This is a genomic window from Helicobacter bilis (assembly GCF_001999985.1).
Lineage (GTDB): Bacteria > Campylobacterota > Campylobacteria > Campylobacterales > Helicobacteraceae > Helicobacter_A > Helicobacter_A rappini.
The window spans coordinates 2,031,751-2,056,439 of the sequence record NZ_CP019645.1 but is presented as its reverse complement, the minus strand read 5'-3'; the positions used below and the strand labels follow the sequence as shown (position 1 = coordinate 2,056,439).

Here is a 24,689-nt window from a genome sequence, read left to right as displayed (position 1 = left end):
TAACAGAGATTCTAAATAATAGAGGAAAAATATGATAGCAACAATATATAAAGGGTTTGCACAAAGTGCAGCCATAAGCCCAAAAAATGCAAAAATGATTTTACGACATTCACTAAGAGATAAAATACCGCCAAATGAAACAGGCAATGATATTTTACTCACTCGTGAAGGTGAAGTCATGGCAGAGCATTTTGGATTGCATTGTAACTTCTCTATTGCTAAAATACACACAAGCATAATTGAGCGGTGTATCCAAACCGCAAATCTTTTTGCAAAAGGCTATAAAGAATCTAAACATAAAGAATTAGAAATAATCCATACAAATATACTTACAGATACCTATATCAATGACTTAGATAAAGCAGTAGAGTTATTTAAAACACAATCGCCTTATTCCATAATATCTGCGTTTTTGCGTGGTGAGAGTTTGCCCGGTATGCGTGGTGTGGAAGAGAGTATGAAAACACTCTTTAACTATATCTTTGCTGATAAAACTTGTGAAGATATGGAGATATTCATCACGCATGATACTTTCTTAATCGCCATTGTTTGCTATTGCCACAATCTGCAACCACAGCTTGATGACTTTAACTGGCCCTATATGCTAGAGGGTGCATTTCTCTACCTTGAAAATAATCATATACATTGTATCTTTAGGGGCGTTGATAAATCAATCCCTTTTGTTTTTTGATATTATGAGGATATTATGCAAAAAGAAGATGTGGAATAATTAGGAAGAATCTGACCCACACAAAACACGCAAAAAGTAATTACTAAAAGATTTATATAATGTGAATCTAAAGGGTGATATATGCCTAGAATCTATTTATTCGTATTTGCCACAACATTATGCTTTTTTAGCTATTTATCATTTACTACAGAATCTAGCATACCGCAAGGCTTTGTTGCACACAAAGAGATAGAGACGCAAGAAAAGCACACGCAAGAAACATTTACAATATACACACAAAAACGCATACACACAAGCTTTGCGTGTTTTCAAATAGCATTGCCAAAGGCATATATTATGCAACAAAAAGATAAAAATGCAAAAAAGATTCAAAGTGTGCAAAAGGGGCAGAAAATATGTCTAAACTTCCCACAAGATATACCAAATACTAAGCTAAAAATTACACTCAAAGAGATTGAATCTCAATGGGTGAGAGTAACACTTATGAACGATTCGGTGTTACTTAATGGATATATCCCTATTAATGCTCTAAAAGACTGGCAAAAAATAGATTCTAAACACTTTGTAGAATCTAGTAGCGGCGGTGAGATTTTACTAGAGAATGCCCCAAAGATTACTAGTAAAAATCTTAAAAGTATAAGTGGTAGCTTTTCAATACCGCATATTCTACAAATCGCACAAGATAGGTTGGCTGTAAGCGATTGTGAAAGCGCAAGAACATGGTTAGCCTTAGCCCAGCAAGATGATAGGGAGAATTTAGCTATTTATGATTTATATGTGAAATTACTTATGTGCGAGGGGCAAAATGATGAAGCTTTAAGGCTTAAACAAAGTTTGAAATCTGTGCGGAATAAATCAGCAAAAACAAAATAAATTTAAAAATTACATTTATTCAAACACAAAAAAGGCTAAAATGCCGATTATAATGAAAGGTTATGACAAAGTGCGTAACACTCAATGGTTTTTACATTGAGAAAATTAAATATGGGAGCAGGATTATGTCGTATATAAAAAATACAAGTATTGTGAAAAAAGGGATTGTAGGTATTGTGCTATGCAGTGCGTTAGGTGTCAGTGCGAGTGCTACATGTAGCAAAGCGGTATGCGTACATGGCGATGTTGGTGTCGGTGGGCTTGAAGTTGATTTTGGTGGTGATCGCAACGCTATGGTGAAAAGTAGGGGCGGATATGGTAAGCTTGGCTTAAAAATGCTTATAGTCCAAAGAGTGCAATTGGGGTTAGCTGTTAGAATTGGTGGTGGTGTGAGTAAGCTATCTGGGGCTACACTAGCTGGGTTGGCGACAGACGATACATTTGGGTTATTTGGCGGTGATGCAAAGCTTGGCGTAAATATTGCGGGATTAAATGCACCGGTGTTTCTTAATCTTGTATTTGATGTGGATGCGTATGTCAATAGAGAATCTATCGGCAGAAGTCTTGGCATATTGGGCTTAGAGATAGAAGGTAGAGTTCCTGTATCAGAGACAACATATTTCACATATAGCGGTGGGGCTGGTATAGCAGATGGTCTGTATAAATTTCACACTACGGGCGATAAGACTTCAAATATCAAAGATGGGAGTTATGCAATCTTTGGAAGCATAGGTATTGCTAAAAATATTGGTGAAAATGTGAGTTTTTATTTTAAAGGTGTTGGAAAATATTATAACTTGCAGGCTTCAAGTGGGAATACGCTTAATTTCCCTATTGCAAATGCGTGGCAAGCTGGTGCTGAAGCTGGGATAAGTTTTTAATCGTCTAAAGATTAATAAAAGGGTTTATGGAGTTTTACATTGCTTTATTATTTTCGGCATGGAAACTATATGCTTCCATACATTCTTTTGTAAAACTCGTGTGCATATTGTAAGTATTTTTTATATCAGTTTCTAAGCATGTGTCCTTTTATGTGCAGTGAGGTTTCAATGAGTTGCAGTTAAAATAGTGTGAAAGTACTCATAAGTATAAAAACTAAAATAGCCAAACCTATCGAAATCCAACAATACATTTGCACTTCAGTGTAATCCAGTATAACTTAATTTTTATCATATTAGACATGATTGATCTCTGTGGCGTAATTTACCACATTAACAAACTTAAAACAAAAGTTGCTATAATTTCGGCATTTTTTAACAAGGAGATTCCAAGATGCATCATATCGTGTTTAATGCAAATGATGACTATATTAAATATCTTGCTGTTTTGTGTCATAGCATTGTGAAAAATGCTGCACATAATAATACCATTGAGACTATGGGGGGGGGGGGCGAACCTTCATTTACTCATACTCAATCAATGAATTATCATGCAAAAGATCGTGAAGGCGTAATACATTTATTGAACAATACCGCTCTATCTAAGGATAACATATTTTCATCTAAATCAAAAAATAGCCAAATACAAAATAATCCATTTGCTTTTCACATTCTCACAGATGGTTTAAAACATGAAACAGAACAAAAACTTCAAGCCTTAGAGTTAGAGTTAAACAAGCTTTATCCTTGTAAATTTCACATTTACACCCTTTCAGATTCTATGTTTCAGGGTTTGCCAAAGCTAAACAATAATTATCTCGCATATTTTAGGATAAAGATGGCTAGTTGTTTGTCAAAAGAAATTCAAAAATGCTTGTATCTTGATGTTGATATGCTCTGTGTGGCAGATATTAGAGAAATCTTTTATAAAGATTTGCAGGGTAAAATATGCGGTGTCGTATTGGATGCACATTATCTGCCTTCTCGTATTATGCCTAGTATCGATGGCGATGAAGGCAAAGGCTTCGCTTTGGATATTAATACCTACTTTAATTCTGGACTTATGTTAATAGATTTAGAACGGTATAGAAACTACAATATAGAACAAAAATGCCTTGAATGGTTGAAACACTACATTCCAACATGGTTTGATCAAGATGTGTTTAATGCGATTTTAAGCCATCATCTTTATATTCTACCGCTTGAGTGGAACTTCATGCTGGGACATGTAGAAAATAGAAATAAAAGTGCCTTCAAGGGTGAAAGTGAGGAATCCAATCTTATTTATACTTATCAAGAATATGTGGAAGCAAAAAATAATATCAAGATTTTGCATTATCTCACTGTAATAAAGCCTTGGCATGCACTTAGAGTAAAAGAGAATGGAAACATAATAAGCTGTGCCTATCGCAATGAGTGGTGGATAGAGGCGTGCAATACGCCAATTTTTGATAAGGAATTACAGATTTTATATATACAAAGTCAAGAAAGTGCGATTTTTAGTCTCTCAATTTGCTTGCAAAAACAGATAATAAGATTAGAAAATCTTAAACAAAGAAAGAGACCGCTAAAACGACTCAAACAATCTCTTAAAAGACGGATTAAGACAATATTTCATAAATAACTGCTAGGCTACAAGTTTCTATAAATCTCATAGCGGCAATAATCTTCTAAAAACTTATCTCTAAACGCAGTGTCGCGTAATTAGAATCAAGCAGTTGTGTGCTGAATTCTTTTTGTTTGTATGAATACATATAGGCTAGAGATATGCCCTTCCATGCTATCAAAGCCCCAATCTCTGCTTCATAAATACACCTTGCCATATCAAGCTGCGTTTGAAATCCACCAAAAGAGTTTCCTTGTATAAACATATTGCGTCCCACAAAACGCTCTGCAATACCAAAAGTTACATAGAATCTAAAATCATCACTCAAACTCATTGAGCCTATATGATTTGAAGTAGCTTTTTGTATTCCAAAATCCCCATGCAAACCATAACCAACACGCATTTTTGCACCAAGCTCTAAATGCGTGTTCGCATTGCCAAGGGCTATCACCCCATAAGGCAGTATGTCAAAAATATTTGAGATAATATCAAAACGATACATTGCCTTGTAATACGCATTTAATACAAATTCATTTCTAATCTGATGATCCCAACCAGCCAAAGGATAATAGTTAATTAACTCATGTATTAAATCCTGTGCTTCTTTACCCAGTGCAGCCTTGCCTACCATACCAATGTTTAGCTCAAGTTGCTCTAAAAAGTTATTTGTGCGATTTTGTATCATGGTGTTGAGATAGAGATAGCCGCCATAAGGGGCGTCATTTGCAGGTGGATTTAATGCGAAACGCGCCGATGGCGTATAAACCTCTTGCCCTATACCAATGCTAAAAGAGCTTGCTAAATCCCGCTTAAAAAGCCTAGAAAATAATGCAGTATATGCAAGCGGACTATTCTGCCATTCTTTTGAGGTGTAACTAAGATTATGCCCAGCTGTATAGTATCTATCGTAATTTGTAGGCTCAAAATATGCGTCATTATCGCTTGATAGTGCAATATGATGTTTATTGTAAGCAGCAATTTCTCTAGCATATAAAGTAGCATTCAGCATATATATAGCACTTATAAGCATAAATGCGGTTTTATAGTTTCTATTTTGAATGTGAAAATACATGATTTCCTTTCATTAAGGTTTAGTTATTAATTAAAGTTGGCTTTAAAATAACCCTGCCATCAATCAATACTATGGATAAAACTCACAAGATTCTAAAACTTTTACTATTTTTAGAATGCAAAACAATACAGACTTTTTGCTTATATTTCCATAAGTTTGTGTTAAGTTGCCCATATTGCTAAAATTATACAACCTATTGGGTCGGAGAAAATGATGAGAAAAGTTGCAACTAGTCTCCAAATAGTTATGCTACCTTGTCTGCAACCTGCCCACATTAAACATAATCTAAAAAGTTTAACCGCAATTTTGTATTACATAAGTTTGGATTTTATTCAAGATTTTAAGCCCAAACCACAAATTCATAAATATAAAAACGCAAGAAATATATAGCACATTTTATACGAAGCTAGAGCATATTACTTCTTTTATTCTCTAATATGCTATCATTTACACTAAAAAATTAAAGGAATTTTATGTATGTGAGACTCGTTTTTTTATGTTGCGTGAGTTTGTGTTTTATGGCGTGTTCTTCACTTGTGGTTAAGCCAGATAAGATAGCAAGCTATAATAATGGCGTAGCCATCATGCAAGATAAGCAGGAAAAAAGCAAGATTCAAATAGAAATCGCACAAGAGACAATCGGCGGATTTGATAATGTGCCTTTAATATTGTATGTCGCTTTAGAAAATCTTAGTGATGAGATTTTACAATTTAGCACTGAAAATATCTCCATTGTGCTGAATGAGAAGACCATAAAACCATATAGCTTTCAAGCCCTATCACGCTCTAATTTCAGTCTCTCTCAAGCCCTATATGACTATGGTATAGAGACTACACCCCCAAATCTAAGAGTGAGTGATCCCTTTTTTAGCATGAATGCCTATCATATTTATCCCATGCCTTTTATGTTTGATAATGGCTTTTTTATGGCATATAGATTCTATGATTATTCATTTGCAAGGGCGAATTTTTACAATATGCAACTTGAATCTTTTAATGCAAGGAAATTTTTAATCTCACATTATTTGCGTAAAAATACACTACGAAAAAATGATGTTAAAGGTGGTTTTATACTTATCCCATATAAGAATCTAAAAGCTGGGGATATGTATATACAAGTAAGTGCTGGAAGTGAGATATATCGTTTCCTTGTGAAGTTATCAAAAAAATAGCAAGGAAATTAAGTTACAACCCCTGCAATACAACCTCATAGATTCTATCGCAGTTTATATCATCGATATTGATAAGACTCTTTGTCTCATAGAAATCAAGCATAAGCTGTTTTTGCATAATAATGGGACTTGTAACACAGCTAGGACATGCAAAGAGAAATCCACGCGTAAGAGCTACAAACTCATGCAGCAAAGCCCCACACGCAAAGCAACTATCCTCTCTGTAAAGTCTGCCCTCAAACTCAAGCAAACTCGCATACATACTGCAAATAAGTCGCCTTGCATTTTGTCTGTGTAATAAAGTAACGCTATGCTCCATTAACTCAAAATAAAAAGATTCTATCTGCTTTGCTTCATGTAAATGCTTATCAAGCAAGGCACAAAACTGCTGCCATACATACACCTTATCTAACTCAACTTCATAGGGCTTTGGCAAATGCGTTAAGTTTCGTAGCTTTGGTATATGCACCCCTTGATACTCTATCTCAAAATCGATTTTTCGCCCTGTATAAAGGATATTATGCCTTGCTCCATAGAATCTATAAAGTGTGTGATAATGCCCTTGTGTCAGCACTTTTACAATCACATCTTCTCTAATGCTTTTTGTGATTTTAAGGATAAAGCCTTGCATTTACTCTTGCTTTTGTGCTATGAGTAGAGATGAGACATTAGCACTATAGCTTTTTGCAAAAATTGTTGGCATACCACACGCTAAAAGCTCAGCTTCTAAACTCTCACGAGTAATAAAGCTATCAATAGAATCTGGCAAATAACGATACGCCTTAAAATTACGAGAGATAAGCCCACCTACAATTGGCAAAATATTTTTTGTATAAAATTGCATGAGTTTTGAGAATACATTATGTTTATTTGGCGTGGTAAATTCTAAAATCACAAGCACACCATTTGGACGCAACACTCTGTAAAATTCCTTTAATGCTGCTTCTCTCTCCACGACATTACGCAAACCATAGGCAATGGATATAATATCTTTGCTACAAGATTCTAAGGGCAGATTATTTGCTTGTGCGACTTTAAACACTCCATGCGGGATCTTTTCTCTAGCTTGGTCTAGCATACCACTTGATGGATCAATGCCCTCAATACTTGCTATCTCTATGCCTAAATCCTTGCTAGATTGCTCCCAATGCAGCATCATATCGCCCGTGCCACAAGCAATATCTGCAATGTCTAATTTTTGTTTATTAAGGATTTGAAAAGCTTCTTTACACGCCTCTTTACGCCAACTTATATCAATCCCCATACTCATAACACGATTTGTTGTATCATAGGTTTTTGCAATGTCATTAAACATATTTATTATTTCATCTTGCTTTGAATCTTGTTTTATATTGAGTTCTTGTTTATTATTCATAGCTGCTTTGCCTTTTTAGAATCTTTTTGTAATTCTAGCATGTTTTTATATGAAGTTTATTGGATAGCTATAATTTGGTTTTATGTAAAATTTTGTTATAATTCTAGCTTTGTATATAAATTATGTGCTATAAAAAGGATAAATATGTTTGAGACTTTGAGCAATGGCTTTCGTGGGGCGATTAATAAGATTAGATTCAGTGATGATGAAAAAGCACTCGATAAAGCCCTAGATGAATTAAAAAAAGCTCTATTAAAAAATGATGTATATCATAAAACAACTAAAGAGATTCTGCAAAAAACAAAGGATAAAACAAAGGCAAATGGCATAGGTAGGGATAGCTTTTTAAACGCACTTAGTCAGTCTCTTTTAGAGATTTTGGAAGTGAGTGGAGTTTATGGCTTTACTTACGCACAAAAGCCGCCGACAAATATCCTTATGAGTGGTTTGCAAGGTAGTGGTAAGACAACGACTTGTGCAAAACTTGCAAACTATCTAAAAGCACGAAATAAGAAGGTTTTGCTTGTGCCTTGTGATTTGCAGAGATTAGCCGCCGTTACGCAGTTAAAGACATTGGGAGAACAGATTGAGACAGAGGTGTTTCACTCAGAATCTAATAGTCCTGTTAGTGTGGCAAAAGAGGCGATGAAATACGCACAAGATGGGCTATTTGATGTTGTGATTTATGATACGGCGGGGCGATTAGCAATTGATGAGTCTTTAATGAGTGAATTAGCCGAGATTAAAAAAGCGATAAATCCGCATGATACTTTCTATGTTGCAGATTCTCTAAGTGGGCAAGATGGTGTGAGAACAGCACAAACTTTCCATGAAAAGATAGGTATTAGCGGTGTGATTTTAAGCAAGTTTGATAGTGATTCAAAAGGTGGTATAGCTCTCTCCATTGCGTATCAAATCGGCATTCCCTTGCGTTTTATGGGTATGGGAGAAAAGATTGCCGACCTTGATTTATTTATGCCAGATAGGATTGTATCAAGGCTTATGGGTGCAGGGGATTTAACGAGTCTTGCGGAAAAAACAGCAAGTGTTATCAATCCAAAAGAAGCAAAAGATATTCATAAAAAGATTAAAAAGGGGACTTTTACTTTTACAGATTTTCTCAATCAAATTGAAAATGTCAAAAAGATGGGGTCAGTAAGCTCTCTCATGTCTATGATTCCGGGTATGGGTAATATGGCAAAATCACTCAAAGATGTGGATTTGGATAACTCTGAAGAGATTAAAATAATCCGCGCAATGGTAAATTCCATGACGCAAAAAGAAAGAGAAAACCCAGACCTTTTAAATGGCTCAAGACGAAAGCGTATAGCACTTGGCAGTGGATTGCAAGTAAGCGATATTAATCGTGTATTAAAGCAATTTGACCAAGCAAGTAAATTTGCAAAGAAACTTAGCCAAAAAGGCGGAATACAAAGCCTTTTAGGTATGCTTTCACAAAATCAAATACCGCGTTAGTTTCTATCTTTTAATAGAATCTTAGCAAGAGAATTTGTGGGGTTAGGATTTCGTTAGTTAGCCTTAGTAACTTGTGGCAGAAATACCACTCTTGCATGTTGAAAAAATAGGGTATAAAGCATATTGTATAATTTTGCATTATTTTGAAAGCAAAGATTTCGCATGTGCTTTTGGTGTGAAATAAGATGGAAAATCAATGGATTCTATACGCAGTAATTGCATATACTACTCAAAATCAATAATGTGAATTTTGCATTTATAAATAATCGTTATATTAGGTAGATAAACTCACATATACACAAGAAAATAATATTGCCAATAAAGAATGTTCTAGAATCTACAAGTATTTAATTTATTTACTAAAGATTCTCATATATTCTAGTTTAATGCAGCTATCTTCTTCATAAAGCATTCCATGTTGCTTTGCAATTTTAGCTGCTTCTGCATTTTGTAATCCAAGTTGCACCCATATACAAGGGTTATTTGTATTAAAGGATTCTAGAATCTTGTCATTTTGAGCCATAGGCGAAAAATCTTTTTTAGATTCTGTATTAGATATTTCACTATGCTTAATATGATGACTATTAGAGTCTAGATTCTCTACCATTTGGGTGGGTGCAGGGCTTTGGGGTGCAAAATTTATAGAATCTAGTTTCCCTAGTTTAACGACTGAATGCTGATCGTTATAATTAGAATCTAAATCTCTAGCTATTTCACTTTCTCTAGCACAAGAATCTTTTATACTAGATTCTAATCCCCATATTTCACAAATCTCACTTACAACCAAAGGTAATGCCTCGCTTTTTCTAAAAATGTCGATAATATCGCATTTCACACCTTTTTTAGATATATCTATGAATGCTTCTTTAAGCGAAGTGAAAGCCTTTTTGCCTAAAATCTCGCCACCTTTTGGGTAAATTGGAATTATATCATAGCCCTTTTCTAAGAGAAATGAGGCGACATGATAGCTTGGCTTACTTGTATCTGGGCTTAAGCCTACTATCATTATGGTTTTAGCATTTTGCAGAATCTCTCTTTTTATCTCATCGCTTAAATGCGTAGTTTTATTGTCCATACTATCCCCTTTTATGAGTTTTCATATAATTTTAAGCAAATAATCTCGGGCAAAATGTTATATGAAAACTCATGCTAGATAGCCACAAAGGAAGTGGTTATAATCCTTTGTGCTTTATTGCATGTTAAGATTCTATGTGAATTTATTGCGGATGAAGCTCTAAGTTGATAGAAATATCTACACTCTCACCCATTGTAGCACCTGAAGTATCTTTGCCGATATTAAAATCCTTGCGATTAATTGTAGCCTGCAGGGTAAGCCCAAAAATCTCTTTTTTAAGCATAGGATGCTGTGCTGGTCCTTTTAGCTCACCTGTGAAAATTACCTTTTTTGTTACACCTCGAAGTGTCAAATCTGCCTCAACACGAATGCCATTTTTAGCTTTTGTGATTTTTGTCGCTTTAAGTGTGCCTTTTGGATATGTCCCTGCATCAAAGTAAGCATCACCTAGTAAATGCCCATCTCTTTCCTCATCTCTTGTGTTGATAGAAGTAATGTCGATTTCTCCATCAAGCTTTGTTAGCGTTTTTGTCTTTGGATCAATATCCACATTGCCGCTAAATTTCGCAAAATTCCCATTCACATTTGCCACAACCATGTGTCCAATCTTAAAGTTAATCGCTGAATGACTTACATCAATCTTATATGGTGCAGCCTGCATACCAACAATAGCCAACGAACTTGCCACAATAGCACTAAGCACAATTTTTCTCATACATAATCCTTTTAATATTATTCAGTCTTTGAGACTTAGGCTGATTATATTCCTATAAAGTAAATAAGATAAAGAAACAATATTACTTCATTTCTAGATTCTAAATATCGTTACAAATACGCCAAAATGTTATTAAAAAGTAGCACCAGCCTGTATAAAGAATGCAGCACCGGGGGCTCTATAATAGCTAAAATATTTTTGATTAAAAATATTTGTCGCATTAAAGGCTACTTCATAATGCTTTAAGAATCTATAGCCAACTCTCACATCACCCAGCACATAGCCATCAGTCGCACTATATACACCACCGATTGTATCCTTATTATCCGCTCTGCTAAAAGGCTTACTCATCATTTCAATACCAAAACTTCCAAAAAATACAGAATCATCATAGGCAATCTGTGCGTAACCCAAATGCTCTGGTATGCCTGTGAGTTTTTTACCTTCTATGCTTTTATCCGCTGGATTTCTTAGCATGTCTGAATTTGTAAAGGTGTAGGTGAAAAGTAGTGAGAGATTATAAGGGAGATTCTGTTTGTAGGATAGCTCTAAGCCATTGATAAGGGCTAATCCACCATTTTTTAAGTAATTAGTATTACCTTCTAAATGATTATAGATAACATCACTCATAAAAGTATTAAAATAATATGCTTTTACTAAGCCCTGATATTGAGAAAAACTAAGCTTTTGTTCAAAGCCTATATCAAAGCTTGTGGCACTCTCTGGTTTTAGGTTTGGATTCCCAATGGTTGTGATACCATTATTTGTTTTGTATGTGCTAAACATTTGACTAAGCGTTGGTGCGCGAAATCCCTGTCCAATTGATGCTTTTAGTGTGCTTGTATCATTTATGTAGTAATTAAGTGTTGCTTTTGGAGAAATCTTATGCTTTGAGTTGTTTGTTACTTGCGAGTTAGTTTTTGTATAGTAGTCATACCCTAGCCAGTAGTCATATCGTAAGCCCAAAGTCGTGCTTAAATATTTATTCCACTCGCTTCTAAGTTCTATAAAAACACCACTCATAAGGCTTTTGCCACCTTTGTTCTCTTTGGTATTGACATAGTTGCTGCCATTGCTAGAATAATTTGTCCAATCATTAAGGTTAAAGACAGACTCGTCCATACTTAGCTGCCTTGCTTGGAATCCTATCAGCAAATTCTGTCCTACATCAAAGATAGGGATATTTGTAAAAATATCTAAATTATTCGTTTGGAATCTATCTTTAGTTTGTGAACCGGGTCCGCCTGTAAGTGTAGTATTTGCATTTGTTTCACCACTTGCCCCACCATCTGGATTATTAAAATCTCTCCAGCCATCAATGCGTGAGTATCTAGCACTAAGCAATATATCATCAAAGTATTGCTTATATCCTACATAAAAGATATTTTGAGCAAATCTCTCTTGCCCTATGCCGCGTCCAGCATACATAGGCATGGGACGATTTCCACCGCAATTATTACAAGTATTGCTATTATCTCCCCAATATTCTTCTCCATTCTTACGCAAGAAAGTCGTATGGTCTTCATGTGTATAGCCATAGTAGTTAAACATAAGTCCAGAATCTAGCGTAATAGATTCTGTCAAATCATATTGTGCTTTAAATTTCAAGTCATGTGTTTGATACTTTTGTTTTCCCATATCCCCTATTATTACAATGTCTGTGCCTTGTGGATTCTTACTTGGTATGCCACCTGTTACGCCATTATTAAGAATGGTATCGCCTTTATACACCCACGCACTATCTGCTGCGTAGCCATCTGTGGTGGTGAAGCCATAGCTTGCTTTAAGCTTTAGCTTATTATCAAAAAAGGTATCACCGATTGAGAGATACCCACGCACGAGATTTTCTTGTGCGGTATTTGGCACGAAAGGATTCCCATAGCCTATGTTTGCCCTCAATTCAAACTTATTAGGCATAGCGGTAACAAAGTTTATAGCCCCACTCAACGCCCCGCTACCATAGAGATTTGAGAATGGACCGCGTATCACTTCCACTTGCTCTAAATCATCGGCATTCATCGCGGTTATCATTTTTGTATTATTATCCATATCATTTAGAATCACACCATCAAGCATAATCATAGCCCCACTACTAACGCCCCGAATAGTAACCCCATCAAATGTATCCATGCCGCGACTTTTGCTTTGACGCAAGCCCTCTATACCACGCAAAGTGTCGCTAATCTTACTATTTGGTCGCATTTTTATAGATTCCTTATCTATTATGCTGACATTGCCGGGGGCTTCAGTGATTGTCGTTGGGATTCTTGTTGCAGTAACGGTTGCCGCTTTTGCTTGATAATGCTTTGTGTTAGAATCTTTTGAAGTCGTATTATCCGTAATATCTAGGCTATCTGCAAATAAAGATTCCATAAAAAGTAGGGTATAGGCACAAAATATACTTATATAAAGAGACTTTTTATTAAATCTCTTCTTAATAAAATATTCTTTAGCAAAACCTGCTTGAGTAACATCTAGCCTTGAAGAATATGAGAAAAATGGTGTATCATCATTATTTTTTGCTGTGATAGCTTTAGGGTTAAACTGCGTAAAAAAAGCATTTTCTTTGTTATCTTTTTTATATACATAGGTGTAAGAAAACATAGAACCTTACCTTTATTAATAAAATTAAAAAGGTATTATTATAGTATTATTTTATTAATATTAGTATTATTTATTCGTTAGCGGATTTATTATTCGATGTGTAAAATATTGTCATTATAACTAGAATCTAACCCAAAACAAGTTATGAAATAATATATCTTGACATAATAAAATATTGACCTAAACTTAATTCTTTATAAATATTCTTTAAAATTTTAAACTATTAAGCTATTTTTTATATTTTTTTCTATATAATCACAAGCTAATTGTGCTCGTAGCTCAGCTGAATAGAGCAACAGGTTGCGGTCCTGTAGGTCGGGGGTTTGAATCCCTCCGAGCACGCCACTCCTTTAAGTTAAAATTTTATCAAGATGCTTTATGTTTTCTGTTTGTAGTATTATACATCATTAAAGATATGGCGACATGATATTAAATCCCCTGATATTGTATTAATGTGGTTAGAAATGACTATTTAATACAATGTTTTTTTTTGACTACGATTTCAGAATCTTGTTGTGATCTAGTAGAGTGGGAACTTAATGTTTATGATGAAATTAACGCTTACACATATCGCCTTAAATTTATTGGGTGGTAGCGTAGCTCAGTTGGTAGAGCACTACCTTGACATGGTAGGGGTCGCTGGTTCGAGTCCAGTCGCAACCACCATTTTCTAAATCTGATTACATCTTATAAAGTATAACTTGCGTGTTTGTTATTTGCGGGATTGAATTGTGAAGCACGATCTCATATCTACTTATACAGAAAAAATGTTTGAGACTTCTCGCGTGTATCAATTCTCTATATTTGCAAGTCTATTAAACTCTTTCTTTCCGTCATACCAAATATTATATTTCTAAACTCCGCGTGTATTTAAGAACCCTTTTTTAAACATTATTATTCTACTTCATTTCAACATGGAACATTTGGTTAAATTCTTAAATATTACTGCAAGAATGTCTTGGAGCGTTTCTGCGATATATAGTCTTTTATTTATATTTATTAAATTTTATAAACACACAATATAATTTTAAACTAAAATTTAATCAATAAAGGATTCCAATGAAAACAATCGCCGCAAATCTCAAGGCAAATCACACTCCACAAAGCACATTAGCATATTTATCTCTTTTGCAAACAGAACTCCAATCTTTGCAAAATGCCAAAAAACACAATATTATCGTGTTTCCAAATCAAGCAAGCCTAACAGATAATATATACACGCATTTTGAGATTGGCGCACAGAATGCTTATCCTATTCAAAATGGTGCTTTTACGGGTGAGATAGGACAAGAGGTACTTAATGCCTTAAAGATTAAGCATATTATGTTGGGGCATAGTGAGAGACGGCAAATTTTAGGCGAGAATAATGCTAAGATAAAAGAAAAGTTTGAGTTTTTCATGCAGGAAAATATGCGTATTATGCTATGTATTGGGGAGGATTCTGGTGTGCCTTGTGTTAGGGATTTTTTAGAATCTCAACTACAACATATTGACCTATCCTATCCGCTATTAACGATAGCCTATGAACCTATTTGGGCAATAGGCAGCGGAAAAACGCCAAGTCTTAAAGAGATTGCAAATATTATGCAGATATTAAAGGATTTAGGTGTTAAAAAAGCATTATATGGGGGCAGTGTGAATAAGGATAATATCACTAGTATTTGCTCTATTTCTGATGGTGTATTAATAGGCGGTGCAAGTCTTTGTGCCAAAAACTTTTCGCAAATGATTGCTTTGGTGGAGTAGCTTTGATAACAACAATAAAAGGGATTGTTATCAGGCTTAAATCGATTGCTTTATAGCTACATCAATAATGTATCACACGCGATTTGAATGAATATCAAGTCTGCATACTGAACTTAATGATATAGCATTAGTTTTGCAAAGTACCTATTCTATACTCTCATCACTCTTGTTTTTATTACTACCTTCTTCTTCATTATATTCTTCCCGCATATCACTTTGATATTCATCAAGAAAATTGCAAGATTCATTATTACTCAAAGAACACCCTTTTTCAAAATACATTTTTGCCTTATCTTGATTTTGTATCACGCCTAAGCCCTCTTTATAGGCTATGCCAAGTTGCAGACAGCCAAGCCCTTCTCTGTTATCACAGATTTTTTCAAAAAGTGTATTTGCCATTTCATAGCTATGTCTCACACCTAAGCCATCATAATAAAGCATAGCAAGATTATAGCAGCCACTCATGCTGCCTTTATTACAAGCGATTTTATAGTATTTTTTTGCTTTTCTATAATTATTTAGTCGCTGATAGCTAAAGCCTAGTTTATCACAGCCTTCTTTATGATTATTATCACATGCTTTTTTGAGATAGGGGAGTGATTGTGTGTATTCTTGCACTTGAATGTAGAGCCACCCGCTAAATTCACATTCTGTGCGGACATTGCAAGTGCGTATGTCTGGTAGATTATCATTTAAAAGCTTTTCACAAGATTCTAAATGCGAGTTCGCACAAGCTACAATGGCATTTTTTCTCTCACTCTCACTTAACTCATTTTTAGAATCTTTTGCATAGCATAGATAAAAAAGCATAAAAAATAGAATGTATAATCGCATAGTTTTCCTTTATCCCTTACCTTTAGAATTATAACACACTCTATAATTTCACAAGGTAGTTTCAATACACAAAGCATTAAAACTTCATAATCTTTTGCTATGCTACACTTTTTTTAGCGATATTTTTTAACAGGGGCTTTTATGCTGACATTTTCAGAGATTCTATTAAAGCTACAAACATTTTGGGCGAATGCTACTTTTAATAACACAAAGGGCTGTGCGATTTTACAACCCTATGATATACCTGCTGGGGCTGGGACTTTTCACCCTGCTACATTACTAAGAAGTCTTGATAAAACGCCATGGGCTACCGCCTATGTCGCACCATCTCGCAGACCAACTGATGGACGCTATGGGGAGAATCCAAATCGACTTGGAAGCTATTATCAATTTCAAGTTTTAATTAAACCCTCACCAGATAATATACAGGAGCTATATTTACAGAGTTTAGAAGCTTTAGGGCTAGATACAAACGCACATGACATTCGCTTTGTAGAGGATAACTGGGAGTCGCCAACACTCGGAGCATGGGGACTTGGCTGGGAAGTGTGGCTTGATGGTATGGAGGTAACGCAATTTACCTATTTTCAGCAAGTAGGCGGTATCCCTTGTGAGAGTGTGAGTGTGGAGATTACCTATGGGGTTGAACGACTTGCTATGTATATACAGGGGGTAGAATCTGTATTTGATATTGCATGGAATGAGAGTATGAAGTATGCTGATGTGCATTTGCAAGGTGAATATGAGTTTTCAAAATATAATTTTGAAGTAGCAGACACTGCATTTTTATTTACAAGCTTTGAAAACGCACAGAATGAAGCAAGGAATTGTCTGCTTGCAAAGCTGCCATTACCAGCCTATGACTACACAATGCTATCAAGCCATTTTTTCAATGTGCTTGATGCAAGAAAGGCTATCTCTGTCGCACAAAGACAAGAATACATTCTAAAGATAAGAGAGCTTGCAAAAGGCTGTGCTACGCTGTATAAAGAGCAAGAAGAAGAGCGACTAAACCGCATAGAATCTGTAAAAAGCAAATAAAATTTATACTAGGATTAAGAATGCAAACAAAACATGCCATTACCCTGCAATTTAAAAAGCTGCATGAAAATGCGATAATACCGCAGTTTGCAACGGCTGAATCTGCTGGATTTGACTTTCATGCTTTAGAATCTTATGTATTGAAAGCTAATAGCCATGCTTTAATTCGCACAGGGCTTTGTATGCAAATAGATAAAGGCTATGAGATACAGGTGAGAAGTAGAAGCGGTTTAGCCTTAAAGCATAAGATTATGGTGCTAAATTCCCCCGGGACTATTGATAGTGATTATAGGGGGGAGTTGCAAATCATTTTAGCAAACTTTAGCACACAAGATTTTGTTATAAATGCTGGGGATAGAATCGCACAAGGTGTAGTAAGTGCCTTGCCACAAGTAAATATCATCGAAGTAGCAGAAGTGAATGAAACAGAGAGAAATACAAATGGCTTTGGTAGCACAGGCGTATAGATTCTAGTTTCTAAAACAACTGCTTGTCATACTAAGCCTTTAGGCGAAGTATCTAGCACGAAGTCTAAAAAAGATATTTCGTGCTTACGCGCTCAATATGACAAGATTTCAGATTCTCTATCTTTATGAGTGGATGCAAGGCTTTGGAGTTGCATTTTGCTAGAATCTAGAGACTAGTGAGTTTAAGATATTTGGAATGAAAAATGCTGCTTTTAGAAATAACCATGAAGCCTTATTAGAATCTAAGGCTATGATTTATGTTTGATAAGATTAGGCGTAGGGGTTATCTTTGCATAATTTTGCTATAATCTTTTAGAATCTGTATAATTATATTATTATCAATAGATAGATATGCTTTAGGGTTTTTAGGGTGAAGTGATGATTTCTTGTTGCGACAAATATGTGCAAATAAAGCTTGCTGAAGATAGCAAGATTCTACCAAAAGTGCTTTCTTATGCAAAAAAGCATTTTAGTCGCAACTATAGATTATCAAGCTCTGTTTTGATTCTCGATGATGGTGAGATAGTTAAGAAAAACTATCTTATTAATTGGTGCTATCATGCGGCAAATCACTATGACCCAAACGACAATACTGAATTAGAATTTGCCCTAGCAAATAGCCATTTGCCCATACGCATAAAGATGGTAAAATCTACTGACCTATTAGAGAGAATTCGCGTAAAAATTCAAATGATTGGCACTTCTCGCATTATTCTCACCTTAAGCAAACGCAACAGAGTAGCAGAACGCTACATAAAGGCAATGTTTGGCTCTCACTACATAGGCATGAGTCAAAATGAAATTTATTTACAATCAGGCAATGAGTTTTTTTGGGAAAGCGTTATGAGATTTATTGGCAATCGCATTATACATAACATAGTGCTATCCTTTGAATATAGCGATTTTAATGCTGATGAGATCACATTTTTGACCTCGCAAGAAAAAGAGCTTAGGCAGTGTTATGCGATTTTAGATTCTCAATTTGGCGATGATTTTGAGCTTGTGAAAAAGCGTTATCTCAAACTAGCAAGAGAATATCACCCCGATAATTTTTATGGTGAAAATGAAAAAGAGATTCTAGACTATACGACAAAATTCCATAAGATTACAGAAGCATATAAGACGATTAAACGCACAGAGCATTTGCATACAAACTAGCCAGAATCAAGGATAATACATGGAGCAAAAAGAACGCAATGTAGAAAAAGTAGGCATCATCTTGCGTCCCCAAAGCACTCATATAAAGCCTATTTTCTTAGAGATACAAAAGAAGTTAGAAAAGGCAAATATACAAGTTATGCTAGAATCTTCTAGTGCGAAAATGCTAGATTTAGAATCCATTGAAAGCTATGATATGCAGTATCTATGTAAGCATGTAGATATGCTATTTAGTATCGGTGGAGATGGCACACTTTTATCTGTTGCAAATCAAAGCTATGGCAGCAATGTGCCTATACTTGGTATAAATTCTGGTAGGCTTGGATACTTAACCATCGCATTACCACATGAGATAGATAACCTTATCCCTCGCATAAAGCATGGAGAATATAGTATTAATAAGCACCTTATGCTAGAAAGCTGTGTAAAGAAAAACGATATGCAGGAAAATGGGGGGCTAGAGATTCCACAGCCATTTGTCGCCCTAAATGAGTTTTTGCTATCAAGGGCTGGTGTTAGCGGTATGTTGGAGATTGAAGCATCAATTGAGGGTGTATTGTTTAATCACTACCGATTAGATGGGCTACTTGTAGCAACACCAACTGGCTCTAGTGCATACAATGTATCTGCTGGTGGAAGTCTTGTGTATCCAAATTGTCGTAATGTATTGCTCACGCCTATATGTGCGCATTCTTTAACACAAAGACCATTAATCCTTGATGATTCCTTTATTATTGAATTGAAATTTAAGAATGCTGGCACACTGATATGCGATGGGCAACAAAGAATCTCTATGCCAAAAGATAGTGTCATTTGTATTAAAACTGCAGAACACAACGCACATCTTGTAGAACTCACGCCAAACTTCTATTTCATGCGATTAAGAGAAAAGCTCGGCTGGGGACAGATTGAATCTTAATTAAAACCTAAATTATAAAAGCAAATATTACTACACCCCAATGTATTTTATCTTACTCTTTTATTTTTGCAGGATAATAGAATCTATATCCAACTAAAACTTTTGTTGTCCCTTGTGTTGTGAGTGTTTGATTTGCCACAACCTTATCTATAAACATTGCCCCGCCTCCAAACTCAAAGAAAAATGTATGCCCATTCTTTGTGATAAACTCATGTCCTATACCAGCACTCACTTCCCCATAATATGGTGAAGTCCCAAACGAGTTATACTTGCCACCGGTTAGCCCAAAGCCACCACTAAGAAACAAATATGGGCGAAAATAGCTTATCCCAATAGCTGCAACCACAGAACTCCCTGTAAGATAGCTTAGAGTCATTTTATCGCTAAATAGCAAAGTAGCAGTGTCATATTGTGTGCTAGCTAATTTCATACCAAAGCTTTCCGCACCGATAAAATTTCTCCACTCTACAACCCCACTTTTTATAATCGGCATTCCAAACTCAATCCCAACTCCCATACTCGCACCCACTCTCGCATGAACGCCGATAAGATAATCGCTATCTTGTGAAAACTCTTTTGCCACACAGCAACCAAATAGACATAATACATACATAAACTTCCGCATACAATCCCCTTACTTCACAAGTTTATAACATTGCTATTGTTAGCAAGATTCCATAAACATTAATGCTTTTGTAGAAAAATGCTATTTGCTTTTACACGCAACTTGCGTGCGATGTCTTTTGTGTATTTTTACAATAATTAATAATTTTTTCTAAACTCTCATGAAATTGCTTTATCTCACAAGTACTCATAGCACTCTCTGGTTTTTGTGCGATACTCTCAAAATACTGACACACTTCTATGAAAAATTGCTCTCCGCTTTGTGTCAAACGAACGACATGAATGCGTTGGTCTTTAATAGATTTTGTCTTAATCGCATATTTTTTCGCACATAAAGATTCTACACAGCGACTAGCCGTGCCTCTATCTTTTTGCATAATCTTTGCGAGTTGATTAATATTTAACTCTTTTGCAAGTGATAGGGCATGTAAAACAGCAATTTGTTCAAATCCAATATGAAAAGTTTTCAAATGACTTATAGCAAACTGCTTCATTTTGCGTGCTGCTAACATAAGATGTGGGACAACATGCTCTTTTTGAAAAAGCTCAATTTTCTCAAGGACTTCTGCATGTAACTCATCCTCCAATTTATCGTCAATGCCATATGTCATAATGCCCTCACCCTTTATAAAATGTATTTTGCATTCAAAATAATAACAGATTTTTTAATTTTTTGGTATCATTTCACGCGGTGTAGCAAGTAATTGCTTGAAAAAGAGGAAAGTCCGAGCTACAAGAGATAGGATTCCATTTAACAAATGGCTAGGGTAACCTAAGGGAAAGTGCAACAGAAATATACCGCCATGTTTCACATGGTAAGGGTGAAAAGGCAGGGTAAGAGCCTACCGATTTCTTGGCAACAAGAAATGCCATGCAAACCCAATCCGTAGCAAGAATAGCAGGTTAATATCTCTGTCTTTAAGCTATTCGCTTGAATAATATTGCGAAATATTATCTAGATAAATAATTACTTAATACAGAACTCGGCTTATAGCTACACCAAATCTTCATAATAATTACGCATAAAAATTCACAGAATCTTACTCTATCTAATAATATTTTAACTTTACCCTTAACTAAAATTTTAGGCATACAATATAATGTTAGCCCTACTTGCAATTCACCTACTTACCATTTTTGTCAATAAGATTTAATATCTCGTGCTTTATATCTGGATTTGTTTGATATTTCTGCACCATCTCTTCTAGAATCTCAAATAGCGTTTCCATTTCATTTGGATTTGTTTTTCTGTATTCTAGAATCATTTTTGCCATTGCGACACTGCTATCAATCTTATCACCCATATCTTTTTTATCTTGGATCTTATCTGCCTCCTTTTTAACCTTAAGGCTAAATTTTATAAGCTTTGCAAACTTTAGTGGTGATGATAAGATTCTGCCAAGCATATTATTACCAAGCACCTTTATAATCGCTACTATACTGACAATCTTTCCTGCCATCTCTTCATCTCCCATATTCTCTAGTGTTTCTAAATCCATTTTCTTCTCTTATTGTGAGTTTGCCTTATCACTATTTTTTGCCTGTGTATTCACTCGATACACAGACTCTCCATCACTTGCAATCGCAAGTATCATAATCTCAATAGGCATTTGCTTATAATTTTTTATATACATATAAGCCTCTTTTTCCAAGCATTTTGCAGCGATGACAAATACACCTCTTACGCAGTGGTCTTTTGGATAAGTAAGATTGTATTTTCTGTGTTCATCAAATTTTTTAATATAGTTTGCTACATCATCTTTTTTAAGATAATAGGCAGTTTTTGTAGAGTCTTGATTTTTACACTGCAATAAAAGTGTTACATCTTCCTTTTGACTAAAAGCGATTAGGTCTAATCCACAATCACCCGTTTTTCCTTTTGTGCTATTTTTAAACACAATATAGCCCCTATCGCGATAATATTTTGCAACAAGTCGCTCATATTGCTCACCTTTATCTTGATATAAAGCAGAAATACTCATGATACACCTTAATTCAAAATGCTAATTTCAAAGCAAAATAGATTCCATAAAAAATAATCTGTCATTATGTGGTAATAGAAAAATCAATTAAAATATGTTAGAATCTTGGGCTATTAGATTCTAAAACTCACACAAAGGATTACAATGCAAAGCGATAAAATAAAGCCTCGCTATCCCACAAAGCAAATTCATGTCGGTAATGTAGCAATAGGTGGTGATGCCCCAATTAGCGTGCAAAGCATGACTTTTAGCAAAACCCATAATATTGAAGAGACAAAAGCACAACTTGATAGATTGCAACTAGCGGGAGCTGACATTGTGCGTTTAGCCGTGCTAACAGAAGAGGACGCACACGCACTAAAAGCGCTAAAGGGCATGACAAGTTTGCCCCTTATCGCAGATATACATTTTAAATACAAACTTGCATTAATTGCTGCTGAATCGGTTGATTGCATACGCATTAATCCGGGCAATATCGGCTCAAAAGAAAAGATAAAAGAAGTGGTAAAAGCATGTAATATGCGAAACATTCCTATACGAATTGGCGTAAATGGCGGCAGCTTAGAAAAAGAATTTGAGCAAAAATATGGACCAACACCAAAGGGCATGGTAGAATCTGCCCTTTATAATATCAAGCTTTTAGAAGACTTTGGCTTTACAAATATTAAAGTATCCTTAAAAGCAAGTGATGCACCACGCACAATAGAAGCCTATGAGCTTTTGCGTCCATTAGTGCCTTATCCATTCCACTTAGGCGTTACAGAGGCTGGCACGCTATATCATTCTATGATTAAAAGCTCCATTGCATTAGGGAATCTTCTCATGCAAGGAATCGGCGATACTATGCGTTGCTCTATCACAGGCGAGTTAGAAGAAGAGATTAAACTTGCAAAAAGCATTTTACGCTATTCAGGCAGACAAAAAGAGGGCATTACCATTGTTTCATGCCCTACATGTGGGCGGATACAGGCGGATTTAGTCAGTGCCATTAAGCGAGTAGAGACAAGACTAGCACATATTAAAACGCCCTTGCAAGTAAGTGTTATGGGCTGTGCGGTAAATGCGCTTGGCGAAGCAAAACACGCAGATATTGCCATAGCCTTTGGCAATAAAATAGGGCATATTATAAAAGGTGGCAAAGTCTTAGCAAAGATGAGTGAAGATAGCATTGTAGATAGATTTGTAGAAGAAGTGGAGATTCTAGCAGCAGAGAGAGAAAAAGAAGCCTAATAATATAAAAGGGAAAAATATGATTTGTGAGAATCTAGCAAAAACTTTAGAATCTATTGAGAAAATAAAAGAGCGTTATAATAGAAAAGATTCTATAAAGCTTATTGCTGTGAGTAAATATAGTAATATAGACGCAATACAACAGGCTTTTTCATGCGGGCAAATCGCCTTTGGGGAGAATAAAGTCCAAGATTTAATGGCAAAAAGCAGATCCCTATCTACACACAACATAGAGTGGCATTTCATCGGCACTCTGCAGGAAAATAAGATTAATATGCTAATACAAATTAAACCCGCACTGCTTCATTCCCTGCATTCTCTAAAACTTGCACACGCTTTGCAAAAACGGCTTATGCGAGAAGATTATAAGATGAAAGCCCTATTACAAGTCAATAGTGCGAATGAAGACTCTAAAAGTGGCTTTTGTGTGGAATCTGCTTTTTCTAGCTATCTTGAGATTCTAGAGACATGCCCTAATATAGAGCTTAATGGGCTTATGTGTATGGGTGCAAATAGTGATGATAAAGCCTTGATTGAGAAAGGCTTTTTGCAAACACAGAATCTTTATGAGCGACTAAAGCCTTATAATGCAAACATTCTTTCAATGGGTATGAGTAGCGATTATGAAATCGCCATTGCATGTGGGAGCAACCATCTTCGCATTGGGAGTAGTATTTTTAGGGGTTAGATTCTATAAAGCAATCTATATCAAGTGGCATAAACTTTAGATATTTCTGTGTAGTTTTCTCGTATTCTTGGCGTGTGAAATGGAAATAATAGTTTTGCATATCCTCTGCAACAATACTTGCACCAAACTTTTAATGAAATGCAACTACACTCACATTTTCTTTTTCCACATCACAATGACTTTGCAAAAATCCGAGCCCATAAAATGCAAACTCATAAACACAACAAATAGATTCTATCTTAGCGCAAAAAGGTGTATTGTCAATAGTAATAATCCCCCCCCCCACCAACAAAAAGAATCCCCTAAAAAAATCATAAAGATGCACCAAGCCAAGTGGCACATTCAAAATAATAATTCCACAATTTAAAATCCATTCCTTTCGCCTTTCAATATCACAACATTAGTATTGTGCTTTGATATAACATCAACCCTAAATCACAAAAAGAGAATAAAATGTATCCCA

Annotated in this window: 25 protein-coding genes, 2 tRNA genes and 1 other RNA gene; 16 read left to right on the top strand and 12 right to left on the bottom strand. The window is 35.4% G+C overall.

The annotated features are described in order from the left end of the window. The first annotated feature begins 31 nt into the window (after positions 1–31). The 4 genes from XJ32_RS09365 to XJ32_RS09350 all read left to right on the top strand — a co-directional run bounded on the left by XJ32_RS09365 (position 32) and on the right by XJ32_RS09350 (position 4,066). Positions 32–691: a histidine phosphatase family protein gene (locus XJ32_RS09365; RefSeq protein WP_077389286.1), complete on the top strand. Its 660-nt coding sequence runs from the start codon at positions 32–34 to the stop codon at positions 689–691. Between the two features lie 120 nt (positions 692–811). Continuing rightward, positions 812–1,564, top strand: a complete 753-nt coding sequence (locus XJ32_RS09360; RefSeq protein WP_077389284.1) for a hypothetical protein — start codon at positions 812–814, stop codon at positions 1,562–1,564. Between the two features lie 62 nt (positions 1,565–1,626). Next, positions 1,627–2,445, top strand: a complete 819-nt coding sequence (locus tag XJ32_RS09355; protein WP_254422347.1) for a hypothetical protein — start codon at positions 1,627–1,629, stop codon at positions 2,443–2,445. A 391-nt stretch (positions 2,446–2,836) separates the two neighbouring features. Beyond that, complete coding sequence (locus XJ32_RS09350) at positions 2,837–4,066, top strand: glycosyltransferase family 8 protein (RefSeq protein ID WP_077389282.1); 1,230 nt, start codon at positions 2,837–2,839, stop codon at positions 4,064–4,066. 46 nt (positions 4,067–4,112) lie between these two features. On the opposite strand, the gene XJ32_RS09345 is transcribed toward XJ32_RS09350, so the two are convergent. Next, a complete protein-coding gene (locus tag XJ32_RS09345; protein WP_077389280.1) occupies positions 4,113–5,120 on the bottom strand; it encodes a lipid A deacylase LpxR family protein in 1,008 nt (335 codons plus the stop codon). Between the two features lie 473 nt (positions 5,121–5,593). Here XJ32_RS09345 and XJ32_RS09340 point away from each other — a divergent pair, with 473 nt between their 5' ends. After that, positions 5,594–6,292 carry a hypothetical protein gene (locus XJ32_RS09340; protein WP_005218783.1) on the top strand — a complete coding sequence of 233 codons (699 nt, stop codon included), beginning with the start codon at positions 5,594–5,596 and terminating at the stop codon, positions 6,290–6,292. A 13-nt stretch (positions 6,293–6,305) separates the two neighbouring features. Here the strand turns inward: XJ32_RS09340 and recO are convergent, their stop codons facing one another. Together recO and ubiE are read right to left on the bottom strand one after the other, a co-directional pair. Beyond that, positions 6,306–6,923 carry a recombination protein RecO gene (gene recO, locus XJ32_RS09335; RefSeq protein WP_005218784.1) on the bottom strand — a complete coding sequence of 206 codons (618 nt, stop codon included), beginning with the start codon at positions 6,921–6,923 and terminating at the stop codon, positions 6,306–6,308. Further along, entirely contained in the window at positions 6,924–7,667 is a 744-nt protein-coding gene (gene ubiE, locus XJ32_RS09330; protein ID WP_077389278.1) for a bifunctional demethylmenaquinone methyltransferase/2-methoxy-6-polyprenyl-1,4-benzoquinol methylase UbiE, read from the bottom strand. A gap of 144 nt (positions 7,668–7,811) precedes the next feature. Here ubiE and ffh point away from each other — a divergent pair, with 144 nt between their 5' ends. After that, positions 7,812–9,143 (top strand): signal recognition particle protein, encoded by a 1,332-nt coding sequence (gene ffh, locus XJ32_RS09325; protein ID WP_005218787.1) that lies wholly within the window; start codon positions 7,812–7,814, stop codon positions 9,141–9,143. 352 nt (positions 9,144–9,495) lie between these two features. Here ffh and XJ32_RS09320 read toward each other — a convergent pair whose 3' ends face one another. The 3 genes from XJ32_RS09320 to XJ32_RS09310 all read right to left on the bottom strand — a co-directional run bounded on the left by XJ32_RS09320 (position 9,496) and on the right by XJ32_RS09310 (position 13,537). Continuing rightward, positions 9,496–10,218: a CoA-binding protein gene (locus XJ32_RS09320; protein WP_005218788.1), complete on the bottom strand. Its 723-nt coding sequence runs from the start codon at positions 10,216–10,218 to the stop codon at positions 9,496–9,498. Positions 10,219–10,360: 142 nt separating this feature from the next. Beyond that, positions 10,361–10,933 carry a YceI family protein gene (locus XJ32_RS09315; RefSeq protein ID WP_077389276.1) on the bottom strand — a complete coding sequence of 191 codons (573 nt, stop codon included), beginning with the start codon at positions 10,931–10,933 and terminating at the stop codon, positions 10,361–10,363. 132 nt (positions 10,934–11,065) lie between these two features. Next, on the bottom strand, positions 11,066–13,537 hold the full coding sequence (locus XJ32_RS09310) for a TonB-dependent receptor (RefSeq protein WP_254422346.1): 2,472 nt from the start codon (positions 13,535–13,537) through the stop codon (positions 11,066–11,068). A 268-nt stretch (positions 13,538–13,805) separates the two neighbouring features. Here XJ32_RS09310 and XJ32_RS09305 point away from each other — a divergent pair. The 3 genes from XJ32_RS09305 to XJ32_RS09295 all read left to right on the top strand — a co-directional run bounded on the left by XJ32_RS09305 (position 13,806) and on the right by XJ32_RS09295 (position 15,283). Continuing rightward, positions 13,806–13,882: transfer RNA gene (locus tag XJ32_RS09305), tRNA-Arg, on the top strand. Positions 13,883–14,127: 245 nt separating this feature from the next. Next, positions 14,128–14,203, top strand: a tRNA-Val gene (locus XJ32_RS09300). Positions 14,204–14,596: 393 nt separating this feature from the next. After that, entirely contained in the window at positions 14,597–15,283 is a 687-nt protein-coding gene (locus tag XJ32_RS09295; RefSeq protein ID WP_077389274.1) for a triose-phosphate isomerase, read from the top strand. A 144-nt stretch (positions 15,284–15,427) separates the two neighbouring features. On the opposite strand, the gene XJ32_RS09290 is transcribed toward XJ32_RS09295, so the two are convergent. Then, the gene (locus XJ32_RS09290; RefSeq protein WP_077389272.1) at positions 15,428–16,117 is read right to left on the bottom strand and encodes a tetratricopeptide repeat protein; all 690 of its coding nucleotides are present in this window, start codon (positions 16,115–16,117) and stop codon (positions 15,428–15,430) included. A 141-nt stretch (positions 16,118–16,258) separates the two neighbouring features. On the opposite strand from XJ32_RS09290, the gene glyQ reads away from it, so the two are divergent. From glyQ to XJ32_RS09270, 4 genes are all read left to right on the top strand, one after another. Beyond that, a complete protein-coding gene (gene glyQ / locus XJ32_RS09285; protein WP_005218082.1) occupies positions 16,259–17,158 on the top strand; it encodes a glycine--tRNA ligase subunit alpha in 900 nt (299 codons plus the stop codon). Positions 17,159–17,196: 38 nt separating this feature from the next. Continuing rightward, entirely contained in the window at positions 17,197–17,625 is a 429-nt protein-coding gene (dut, locus tag XJ32_RS09280; protein WP_174566038.1) for a dUTP diphosphatase, read from the top strand. Between the two features lie 378 nt (positions 17,626–18,003). Further along, a complete protein-coding gene (locus XJ32_RS09275; RefSeq protein WP_004088723.1) occupies positions 18,004–18,783 on the top strand; it encodes a J domain-containing protein in 780 nt (259 codons plus the stop codon). A 19-nt stretch (positions 18,784–18,802) separates the two neighbouring features. Then, on the top strand, positions 18,803–19,702 hold the full coding sequence (locus XJ32_RS09270; protein WP_077389268.1) for an NAD(+)/NADH kinase: 900 nt from the start codon (positions 18,803–18,805) through the stop codon (positions 19,700–19,702). Between the two features lie 52 nt (positions 19,703–19,754). Here XJ32_RS09270 and XJ32_RS09265 read toward each other — a convergent pair whose 3' ends face one another. Together XJ32_RS09265 and XJ32_RS09260 are read right to left on the bottom strand one after the other, a co-directional pair. Then, a complete protein-coding gene (locus XJ32_RS09265) occupies positions 19,755–20,327 on the bottom strand; it encodes a hypothetical protein (RefSeq protein ID WP_077389266.1) in 573 nt (190 codons plus the stop codon). Positions 20,328–20,418: 91 nt separating this feature from the next. Then, the gene (locus tag XJ32_RS09260) at positions 20,419–20,937 is read right to left on the bottom strand and encodes a MarR family winged helix-turn-helix transcriptional regulator (RefSeq protein ID WP_077389264.1); all 519 of its coding nucleotides are present in this window, start codon (positions 20,935–20,937) and stop codon (positions 20,419–20,421) included. Positions 20,938–21,014: 77 nt separating this feature from the next. On the opposite strand from XJ32_RS09260, the gene rnpB reads away from it, so the two are divergent. Beyond that, an RNA gene (gene rnpB / locus XJ32_RS09255) (RNase P RNA component class A) lies at positions 21,015–21,333 on the top strand. Between the two features lie 117 nt (positions 21,334–21,450). Here the strand turns inward: rnpB and XJ32_RS09250 are convergent. Both XJ32_RS09250 and XJ32_RS09245 read right to left on the bottom strand, forming a co-directional pair. After that, the gene (locus XJ32_RS09250) at positions 21,451–21,825 is read right to left on the bottom strand and encodes a hypothetical protein (protein ID WP_077389262.1); all 375 of its coding nucleotides are present in this window, start codon (positions 21,823–21,825) and stop codon (positions 21,451–21,453) included. Positions 21,826–21,834: 9 nt separating this feature from the next. Beyond that, complete coding sequence (locus XJ32_RS09245; RefSeq protein WP_077389260.1) at positions 21,835–22,308, bottom strand: restriction endonuclease; 474 nt, start codon at positions 22,306–22,308, stop codon at positions 21,835–21,837. 144 nt (positions 22,309–22,452) lie between these two features. Here XJ32_RS09245 and ispG point away from each other — a divergent pair, with 144 nt between their 5' ends. Both ispG and XJ32_RS09235 read left to right on the top strand, forming a co-directional pair. Beyond that, the gene (gene ispG, locus XJ32_RS09240) at positions 22,453–23,538 is read left to right on the top strand and encodes a flavodoxin-dependent (E)-4-hydroxy-3-methylbut-2-enyl-diphosphate synthase (protein WP_077389258.1); all 1,086 of its coding nucleotides are present in this window, start codon (positions 22,453–22,455) and stop codon (positions 23,536–23,538) included. A 19-nt stretch (positions 23,539–23,557) separates the two neighbouring features. Beyond that, entirely contained in the window at positions 23,558–24,226 is a 669-nt protein-coding gene (locus XJ32_RS09235; protein ID WP_077389256.1) for a YggS family pyridoxal phosphate-dependent enzyme, read from the top strand. A gap of 130 nt (positions 24,227–24,356) precedes the next feature. Here the strand turns inward: XJ32_RS09235 and XJ32_RS09230 are convergent, their stop codons facing one another. Beyond that, positions 24,357–24,572: a hypothetical protein gene (locus tag XJ32_RS09230; protein ID WP_077389254.1), complete on the bottom strand. Its 216-nt coding sequence runs from the start codon at positions 24,570–24,572 to the stop codon at positions 24,357–24,359. Positions 24,573–24,689: the final 117 nt, after the last annotated feature.